The organism is Methanobrevibacter sp., assembly GCF_045116495.1.
Classification (GTDB): Archaea; Methanobacteriota; Methanobacteria; order Methanobacteriales; family Methanobacteriaceae; genus Methanocatella.
The window spans coordinates 1-10,163 of record NZ_JBGULU010000151.1; the positions used below are offsets into that span (position 1 = coordinate 1).

Consider the following 10,163-nt stretch of genomic DNA (forward strand, 5'->3'; position numbering starts at 1 on the left):
TGGAGAGGGCAGAGTGAAAAAGACAAAAATCATATGCAGTATTGGTCCGGCAAGTGACTGTGTTGAAGTCATGAGTGAAATGGTCAAAAAAGGCATGGATTGTGCAAGAATTAATTTTAGCCATGCCACACAACAAGACATTTTAAAAACAATCGAGGTTGTTCGGGAAGTCAGAAAAGAATGCAATGTTCCTATAGCTATCATGTATGATACTAAGGGTCCCGAGTTTAGAACTCTAAAATTTGAAGATGGAGGAGTTTCTCTTAAAAAAGGAGACACTATTAAGATGAGTAAAAGTTGCATTCTTGGAAATGAAGGGGAATTCGGAGTTAATCACAGCGATGCAATCGACCTTATCAATATAGGCAATAAAGTGCTTATAGACAATGCTTTGCACGAATTTGCAGTCATTGACAAGAAAAGTGACTATATTGTATTGGAAGCTCTCGATGATGGAAAAATCCAGGACAACAAAACAATCAACGTTCCGGGAGTCCATTTGAATTTGAATTTCATGAGTGACATTGACAGAAGGGACATTACCTTTGCCGCACAGCATTCCTGTGATTATTTGGCATTGTCCTTTGTAACTGCACGTGAGGATGTAATTGCTGCCCGTAAGTTAATTGAAGATGCCGGGGGAGATGCTCTTATCATTTCAAAAATTGAAACCGGCAGAGGCATTGAAAATATCGACGATATAATCGATGAATCCGATGGAATTATGGTGGCCAGGGGAGACCTTGGAGTGGAAGTTCCTCTGGAGAAGCTGCCATCGCTTCAGAAAAGCATAATCAGAAAATGCCGTGAAAAGGGCAAGTTTACAATTGTCGCCACTGAAATGCTGGCTTCCATGTATGATAGTCCCAGACCTACAAGGGCAGAAGTCTCCGATGTGGCCAATGCAATACTGGACGGGACAGATTGTGTGATGCTTTCCGGTGAAACCACTATAGGCAAGTATCCTGTACAGTCAGTTGAAATAATGGGCAGAATATGCAAATATGTGGAATCAACCATTGATTATACAAAGCATATCGCATACAAGGGACCAATCGGCATCAGCGATACAATCGCCCAAATGGTTGTTGGCGCCGATGAATACGCAGACATTAAACTGATAGTTACACCTACGATGAGCGGATTTACTGCCCGTAAAATCAGTAATTTGAGGCCAAACTCTATGATTTTAGCCTGCTGTCCTTCCAATCACATTGCAGAGAGGGTTGTTTTGAACTTCGGTGTTAAAGCTATTGTATGCGATATATATGAAAGCACTGATGATATGGTTGAAAGTGCAAGAAAAATGGCCAAAAAGGAATTTAATTTAAATGATGGGGATTTGATAGTTGTCACTGGCGGATTCCCTCTGGCCGAGGCAAGAAAGACTAATTATTTAAGGATTTTGGCAATATAGATAAAGTCGACTTTGGATTTTCAATAGCTCTAAAATGAGTAAGGAAGATTGAAATTAGTGGTATTTCTGCATGTCATGAAAAAAAGAAAAAATGGAAATAGGTTTGCTATTTCCTTATTTGATTATTATTTTCACTGATTTTGATGATGATTTGTAGGTTTTATCTCCTGCAAATTTAACTTTAGCTGTGTATTTGCCTTTTTTAGTTAATTTAATTGTGAATTTGGCAATACCTTTTGCATTTGTTTTTGCAGAATATTTTTTGCCGTTTACAGTCAAGGTCAATTTTTTACCTTTCTTGAGGTATGTTTTTCCATTTGCCTGATTTTTTACTGTTTTTAAAGTCACAGAAATTTTTTTACTGGATTTCATTTTAAATGTTTTGCCTGATGCTGAAATGCTTGTTTTCTTTTTATTGACTGTTAATTTGGATATTGTCAGAGCACTTGCAGAGTATTTTTCATCACCTTCAAATGAAAAGGCACAGGTATATACATTATTTGACTCCAGACTTATCTGCAGTTTACCGTATCCATTATTATCAGTTTCAACGGAATAAATTTTCCCATTTAATGCAGCATGAACAGTTTTATTTGACAGAGGATTGTTGTTTTCATCAGTTAATCTGAAAGTTAATTCTCCACCCTTTTCACCTGCGCTGACATCACATGCAATAAATGTTGCTTTTGAATCGACATTGATTTTGGCACTGAGTTTACTTGCTGCAAAATCCTGCTTTGTAACTTGACTGTATTTCTCATCTCCGCTGTATGTAACTTCAATGATGTGCATTCCTGCAGTTAAATTGTTTAATGCAATGCTTGTTTTGCTTTTAGCGGCAATATTTCCAATTTCATTTCCATCAAGCATTATGATGATTCTTCCTCCTGCATCATCAGGCAATTCAACATTAACATTGGCCAAACTGATGCTGACATTCATATTTGGATTGATTTTATCCTTTACGATAATTATTGAAGTTGTATTTTCTGCTTTGCTGCCTCCGATATATCTGACAAAAACGTCATATATTCCAACATCTAAATTTGGAATGGATACGTTTGCAAGACCCTCTGCAAGCTGTACATAATACTTTTCATTTCCGATATCAATCAGACAAATGCCGTTTTCCTTTTTGTTTAAGTTTATGGAAATGACTGCAGTATCACCTTTAAATATTTCATCGCCGCTTACTGAAAGTCCGGATGAGGAATTTGATTTTATCAAGGATAAGTTAAATACGATGTTGTCTACAAGGACATTAACTGACGGGTCATCGGTATTGTTCAAATTGAGAGTTGTTTTAAACAGGCCGTTTGTTAACTCACCTGTTTCATCGGCTAGAGCTCCGCAGGCGGTGTTTAGATGAATTGTTTTTATAGGAATTAAATCGATGTTGTCCTGATCTTCACTACCGTTCCAGTTCAGTTTAATGGTTATAGGGATTGTGCTTCCTTCAACGAGTTCTGTTGTATTGGTTGAGAGGGTTAACTCAGCATATTTTCTGATAACTACTGATTTCGGAAGATTTTCAATGAGGTTGTTGATTTTTCCATCCACAATCCACCAATTGCAATCAAGGTCAATACTTTGGGTTGCGGAGTAAATGCTTGTATCCAGTGTACAGTAGTTTATATTTGCATTGCCGCTTCCTAAAAAGATGGACTGGCCGCAGACAGAACTTACTCCGTCGGCAGTGTTGTTTACAAATTCACAGTTATAGATATTGATTGATCTTGTTCCTCTGTCACAGGAAATTGCTCCTCCCTGGGCTCCATAGCCGGAGACGTCGTAAACTCGGTTATTTATAAATGATGAATCATATAACTCGAGTCCGCAATTCCAGGTATAGATTGCTCCTCCGTAGGATCCTCCAATAAGATGATATTCGGCAACGTTGTCCTCAAAAGTACAGTTTTTAATGAATGTATTCGGACTGTCCTCTGAGCGGATAGCTCCTCCGTTTCTCAATACTCTGTTTTTTAAAAAAGTAGAATTGTAAACGTATATTTTTCCTAAATTTGATATTGCACCGCCGTCAGCAGCATTCTTACGAAAACCTGATGAATTGGAAATGTCCGCACTGTTGTTATTAAAAATACAATTGATTATTGTAATTTCGCCGGAATTGTCTATTGCTCCACCATAAGTTTTATTTGTTGCAAAAACAAGATTATTTTTAAATAAACAATCTGTAAATGTTAGTTTTCCACCAATATTTTTGAATACTCCGCCTGAAGCTTCGTTTTCAGCGATTTTGTAATTGTTGATGAAGGAAATGTTGGTAAATGAATAATCACCGGATTCGACAACGGCAAATGAGGTTGTAAGATTTCCATCGATTACGCAATTTTCAACACCTACAAAAGAAATGTTATTCGGAGTTCCTTTTAATGTAAAATTCGAATTCCCTTCACCGACATAATTGCCTTTAAGATAAACAGTTCCTCCGTCACTTACAAGATTTAAACCTTCAGAAATTGTTTTCACAGGATTTTCTGATGTTCCACTACCACCAACATCGCTTGATGAGTCCACATAAACTGCATCACTTTGCAAATACTCTGCATCATCAGAAATGGACAAGTCCAAATTGTCAGTTGCATTTATATCTTCATTTGCAAAAGATATTGGCATAATCAGTAATACAGATAATGTTATTAATAAATATAAAAGTTTTTTATTTAGATTCATTTAACCACCAATTTACGATTTGCATCAATGTGCAAAACGAAGAGTTGTTAATATATTTTTTGAATAAAAAATATAAACTTTTTCTACAAAGCCATCAAATAACCAAATTGAGGATGTATTGACAAACCCATTAAAAAGCAAAATGTGGATTTTGCAATCTGTTTTCCACAATGTTATTTTCATTTAAAATCAATTCCCTGGAACGAGTTTCAATTTTTTGTTTTTTTTGTGTTTAAAAAAACCATATTCTATAAAGCCATTGCTTTAAATTATTTATATACTATTACTTCCAAATATACCATTATCACATGGCGGGATTAGTATAGTGGCAGTGCACATGAACAGAAGTCATGAGGCGTTGGTTCAAATCCAGCATCCCGCCCCCTTTTTTTAAAAGCTGGTGATAAAATGATGGAATATTCTGATTTTAAATTCAAGAAGATGCAATCTCAATTGCAGGAATATTTTGATGATTATTTTTCTAAGGAGGATTTTCTGTTCACTCTTGACTGTGACATTGAGGATGTCTGGAACCTTTATCTTGACAGTTTTCCTGATGAAATCAAGGGGATTTATCATGAAAAGCCTTGGCATGACTGCCAAAGGTGTCACCTGTGGTTCAAGACAATGGCAAATGTGGTAATGATAGATGATGACTACAAAATCCGGACACTGTTTGATTTCAAAACCATTCCAGAATATCAGGACGTTTTCAGGGCACTGGATGAATTTCTAAAAACAAAAAGGGTTGAAAACTTATTCTTACACGACAAGCATTCAGTCGGCGTTTTCCGTTCTTTTGCAGAGTACGATGGAGGGTTTGATGAAAATCATCATTTTTATCTGGATCTTCCGGAAAAGTTCTATGAGGACACAGAAAATCTGGCATCTGAACTTGGGGACGCCCTCACTCAAAGGCAGCTTTTCGAGGACACTCTAAATTTGATTTCACCTGATGCAGTCGATACCGTTCTGGAGCTGGTCCATTCAAATTCATTGTACCGATCAATTCAATGGAAAGACACTCTTGAAGGCCTGAAAGATGTTTTTGAGGAATTCAGCCAATTGGATTCAAACTGCGATTTGAACAACTGGCTGTGGAAGAAATCTGCCAATCTTCCTCGAAATATCACTCATATCAAGAATACGAGTATGGGCACACTGCTTTTGGACATTACTGGAGGCATGGATTTGGAGCAGGCTGTTACCAACTATGAGAAAATCACGGCTCCAACCAATTACCAGAGGCCGAAGGCAATCTATACGGCCGAAATGCTGGAGGATGCAAAATCAAAAATCGCCGAACTGGGTTATATGGACAGTCTGGAGCGCAGATTCGCAAAGCTTGAGGACATATCAATAAATAATGTGCTCTTTGCAAACAGGGACGTCAGGACAACTCTCGGCGAAGGGATATTTGACAAGCTTAGAAAGAATGTCTCTAGAAAGGTCTATAATTTTGATGAAGTATCTGAAATCAGTCTGGATGAATTCATCACCAATGTCCTTCCTCACGCCCAGGAAATAAGCCTGCATATGTATCCAAGTCTCAAAAACAATTTCGTTTCCCTGATTGCACCCCTCAATGAGGACGCTCCAAGCATGTTTCAGTGGGACAATCCTTACAGCTGGACATATGAAAACAACATTACCGATAGCCTGATGAAGGAAAGAGTTAAGGAAATGGGCGGTGATGTTGATGTGGACTTGAGATTCTCAATCCAGTGGAACGACGGGGAATGGGACAGAAACGACCTTGATGCACATTCAACAGAACCGGACGGCAATGAAATTTTCTTCTCTCGTATGAAAAGCAAAAGAACCGGGGGATGGCTTGATGTAGACATAATCCATCCAGAAAAAGGCAAAACTTCGGTTGAAAATATCCAATACAAACATAAGGAAAATATGATTGAAGGAGAATACCTTTTCAGGGTTCATCAATACACTTACCGCGGTGGAGACAATGGATTCAAGGCTGAAATAGAATTCGACGATACAATCTTCAGTTTTGATTATCCCTACAAGCTTTCCAACAAGGAATATGTCGACGTGGCCAAGGTAGAGCTTAAGGATGGAAACTTCACGCTTACCAGTATTTGCGACAATAAAGTTCATTATTTAGATCATGCCGTTCACTGGAATGTTGCCTTGGGTGATTTTGTTCCGGTTTCACTGATTTGTTACAGCCCGAATTTCTGGAACGACAATGAATTCGGAAACAAGCACATCTTTTTCATGCTGAAGGACTGCATAAACGACACCAATCCGAGCGGATGGTTCAACGAATACCTCAACAATGAACTCCGCCCCCACAGGAAAGTCATGGAGGCAATGTCTTCCATGATGAGGGTTGAAGACACTGAAAATCAGCTTTCAGGTGTGGGATTTAGCTTGGGAAAACTTGGAATGAACAAAATAACTGTAAAGGTCAAGACAAATAATATCCAAAGAATTTGGAATGTAATAATATAGGAGGAATAAAATATGTGGATAGAAGCGCTATCAAAGAAAGTGAGATTTGAATTTAAGGGTTTAATCAGCATTGAGGATCTCTTTGATTTGAGCCTGAAAGACCTGGATGAGATTTACAGAAAGCTCAAAAAGGAAATGGACGAATACAAACAGTATTCTGCAGATTCCCTACTTGACAAGGATGATGAAAAGGATGAAACCTATGAGGAACTGCAGCTTAAAATAGACATCGTCACTGCAGTATTCGATTACATTAAAAAACAGCAGGATGAACTGCAGAGAAAAATTGACCTTCAAAATCAAAGGGATAAGATTTTGGGCCTGATTGCTGATAAGGAAAATGAGGAACTGAGCAACAAAAGTATTTCAGAATTGAAGGAAATTTTAAATAACTTATAAAAATACAATTCTTTAAAGGGGTGTTCTCTTTGAAAGGCGACAACTCAGCTATGCTTAGCAAAATCTCCACAATCAGTGATGATGATAAGCTATTGGAGATTTTTAAGGACAGTGATGACTTTGAGATAAAATATGCTATCGTCAATCTAATAGTTGATGATGAGATTCTACATCAGATATTTTCAATTGAAGAGAATCCATTCATCAAAAGCATAGCCCTAAATAGAATCTCAACCGATATCCTAGATGATGATGACTTCAATGGTCTGGACGGATGTGAAAAGGTCAACTATATTGAAAAATGCAATGATGAATCGCTGTTTTATAGTGTTGCGCAGAATGACAGTGATTTCTATGTAAGGACAGCTGCAATATACAGGATTTCGGATACAGATTTACTTTCAAAAATGGCTGACAGTCATGCCGATTATGATACCAGAGTTGTCTGCTATAAGAAACTCAAAGGCCAATCACTCATCGAGGAAATCACGGATGAAAATCTCACGGAGTCCCGCATAATTCTTGTTGAAAGCCTGGACAGTGAGAAATTCATCAAAGACATTTTAATCAATGACTCCGATTGTGAAGTCAAGATTGCTGCCTTAAAAAGGCTTATTGGTACAGGATTTTACTTTACAGTCCTGAGGGATGTCCTGGATAATGACAATCTGGGCACTCTGTATGATAAGGTATCCTTCATTGAAAAGGCAAGTGATGAATCCGCACTCTTTGGGCTTGTCGAAAATAATGAGGATTTCCATGTAAGGGTGGCGGCAATCCATAGGATTTCAGATTGGGATTTCCTTTCAAAAATGGCTGACGCCCATCCAGATTACAATACTCGATTAGTTTTATATAAAAAGCTCAAAGGATGGTCATTTCAGGATGAAATCACAAAGGAAAATCTTGACCAATCCCATAAAAATCTTGTTAAACACATGGGCAATGAGAATTTCCTCAAAGATATTGCTGCCAATGATTTCTCAATTGATGTTAGGATTGCTGCCCTTAAAAAGCTTGGCAGACCTGATTTATACTTATCTATCATTAGAAACTCTGAGGATGAATATGAAGTGAAACAGATGATAGATAACATAAGTGATGAATTCCAACTGTTTGAAATAGCATGTTTTGGCTATTTAAATCAGTCTATTGTTAAAAATGCCATAAATAATATTGCAAATCCTTCACTTCTCTTTGAATTATATCGAAGAGGTCCGGATTTAATTCGAGAAACCGCCATGAGGAAACTTGTTTTGGGAAATGTTTTTTCCACAGAAAAGATTGCCGATAAAATCTACATTCCTCTCATGTTTTTAAGCATTGCCGATGATGACATTCTCAAAGACATTGCAATGAATGATTCAAATTACTTGCTTCGAAGGGCTGCTGTTGAACGTATTTGGGATGAGGACGTTTTAGCTGATGTTGCAATGAATGACTCGGATGAATCTGTTCGAAGGGCGGCTGTTGAACGTATTGGGGATGAGGACATTTTGGCAGATATTGCAATAAATAATTCTATCGAGGAAATCAGAAGAATTGCAGCTGGAAAAATCGGCAAAAATGATATTCCCGACGAAAATACGGATAATGACTCCAAAAGTGAAGAGATATCCGATGTTGATAATAATGCTTTGGCTGACATTGCAATGAACGGTTCTGACTTTAATGCTCGCCTTCAAGCTGTTGAAAACATCACGGATGAGGATGTCCTATTGGATATTGCAATAAACTGCAATCATGATTATGTCGCCGAGCAAGCGGCTTTCAACATCACGGATGAGGATGTCTTAATTGACCTCGCAAGGGGTAAATGTGGCATTCCGGTCAGATGTGTTGCAGCTCAAAAGATTAATGACAAGAATGTTTTAGCCGAGATTGCATTGAGCGACCCTGATTATGAAGTTCGTTATGGGGCCATTAAAAAAATCGATGATGATGATGTTCTTGAAGAGGTTTTAAGAAACGATTCATCTACGAACGCTCGCATTGAAGCTTTAAAAAGAATCAAGGATGGCGATAAATTGAAAAATCTGCTTTTGGAAAACTACGGATACTTTTCAGTTGAAAGCTTCACGGAATTTGTGCGCAATTATGACAAAACGATTTACGAATCAATGGGAACCGGAATTTATGAAACGGTTCTTGACAGGATATCTGATGAATCCGTTTTTGAAGAGCTGGTTTATGGAAGGCTCTTTGGAGATTTCCGCTTGCTGGTTGTTCAAAGGCTCAAGTCAGGTGATGTCTTAATGGATTTGGCACTGAATGATTCGGATTATCGCGTAAGAAGGCAAGCCATCAGAAATCCGAATCTGTCTGATGAGAAAACCTTTGTGAGGATATTTCAAAAAGAGAGAAACGATGCCGTGCGACTTGAAGCCCTAATGCAAATCGATAACCCTGATTTTATTGAAGAGCTTGCAGATGATCTCAATCCTCTAATAAGAACATATGCTCTTTACAGATTGGGAAGGACTTTTGAGGTGAATGGAGATGCTGTTTCATTCAAAGACATTGATTTGGCATCTATTGGGAAAATTGAAGATGAAAATGTCCTTTATGCCCTGGTAAACCACGCCCATTCATCATCGATTCGCAGATATGCCTTTGACAAAATCACAGATGCAAATATCTTAACAAAACTTGTCTGCAACAACACTGAATTCGCAAACAGGGCACTGAACAAGATTGATGATAACCGACTGCTTTTAAACATTGCACTCTACTGCAATGACCCGACAGCACAAAGGAAAGCCGTGAAAAAAATAGATGATGAGGAGCTTCTCCTTGAGGCGGTTCAGGCAAATCCCTACAATGACATTTCACAGTATGTTGTGGACCGAATCAGAGACGAGTCACGCCTTGAAATCATCGCATTCAACAATTCCAATCCGTTTAACAGGAAAGCGGCCGTCAACAAAATCCAAAGCCAGGAAGTTCTCATAAGGCTGGGTGAGGTTGAATGCGAAGAGATAGTATGCACGGCCATTGTTCGCAAATGCCGGGATAGGGAACTTTTGGAATATATGGGCCTTTCAAATCCCTGCAAAACCGTCAGAAGATATATCGGAAGCGTCGTCGATGATGAGCTGCTGTATAAGTTGGCCTTAAAGGAGTGCGAATTTGACAACCGGCGTGAGATGATATCCCGAATTGGCGATGAGAAATGTAT

At 38.2% G+C, this 10,163-nt stretch carries 5 protein-coding genes and 1 tRNA gene; 5 read left to right on the plus strand and 1 reads right to left on the minus strand.

What is annotated here, in order from left to right; all coding sequences use genetic code 11:
* The coding region (pyk, locus tag ACJMLH_RS08095) for a pyruvate kinase (RefSeq protein WP_405276533.1) at positions 1–1,417 on the plus strand (1,417 nt) is incomplete at its 5' end.
* Between the two features lie 114 nt (positions 1,418–1,531).
* Here pyk and ACJMLH_RS08100 read toward each other — a convergent pair.
* Positions 1,532–4,111 (minus strand): hypothetical protein, encoded by a 2,580-nt coding sequence (locus tag ACJMLH_RS08100; protein WP_405276535.1) that lies wholly within the window; start codon positions 4,109–4,111, stop codon positions 1,532–1,534.
* Between the two features lie 311 nt (positions 4,112–4,422).
* On the opposite strand from ACJMLH_RS08100, the gene ACJMLH_RS08105 reads away from it, so the two are divergent.
* The 4 genes from ACJMLH_RS08105 to ACJMLH_RS08120 all read left to right on the plus strand — a co-directional run.
* Positions 4,423–4,493, plus strand: a tRNA-Ser gene (locus tag ACJMLH_RS08105).
* A gap of 26 nt (positions 4,494–4,519) precedes the next feature.
* A complete protein-coding gene (locus ACJMLH_RS08110; protein ID WP_405276537.1) occupies positions 4,520–6,586 on the plus strand; it encodes a hypothetical protein in 2,067 nt (688 codons plus the stop codon).
* A 12-nt stretch (positions 6,587–6,598) separates the two neighbouring features.
* Positions 6,599–6,985 carry a hypothetical protein gene (locus tag ACJMLH_RS08115; protein WP_405276539.1) on the plus strand — a complete coding sequence of 129 codons (387 nt, stop codon included), beginning with the start codon at positions 6,599–6,601 and terminating at the stop codon, positions 6,983–6,985.
* 29 nt (positions 6,986–7,014) lie between these two features.
* Positions 7,015–10,163, plus strand: a 3,149-nt coding sequence (locus ACJMLH_RS08120; RefSeq protein ID WP_405276541.1) for a HEAT repeat domain-containing protein, incomplete at its 3' end; no start/stop codon positions are given.

Excerpts from the sequence above, each read along its gene's own strand:
- ACJMLH_RS08100 (WP_405276535.1), bottom strand. The coding sequence starts at position 4,111 with ATGAATCTAAATAAAAAACTTTTATATTTATTAATAACATTATCTGTA.
- ACJMLH_RS08110 (WP_405276537.1), top strand. The coding sequence starts at position 4,520 with ATGATGGAATATTCTGATTTTAAATTCAAGAAGATGCAATCTCAATTG.
- ACJMLH_RS08115 (WP_405276539.1), top strand. The coding sequence starts at position 6,599 with ATGTGGATAGAAGCGCTATCAAAGAAAGTGAGATTTGAATTTAAGGGT.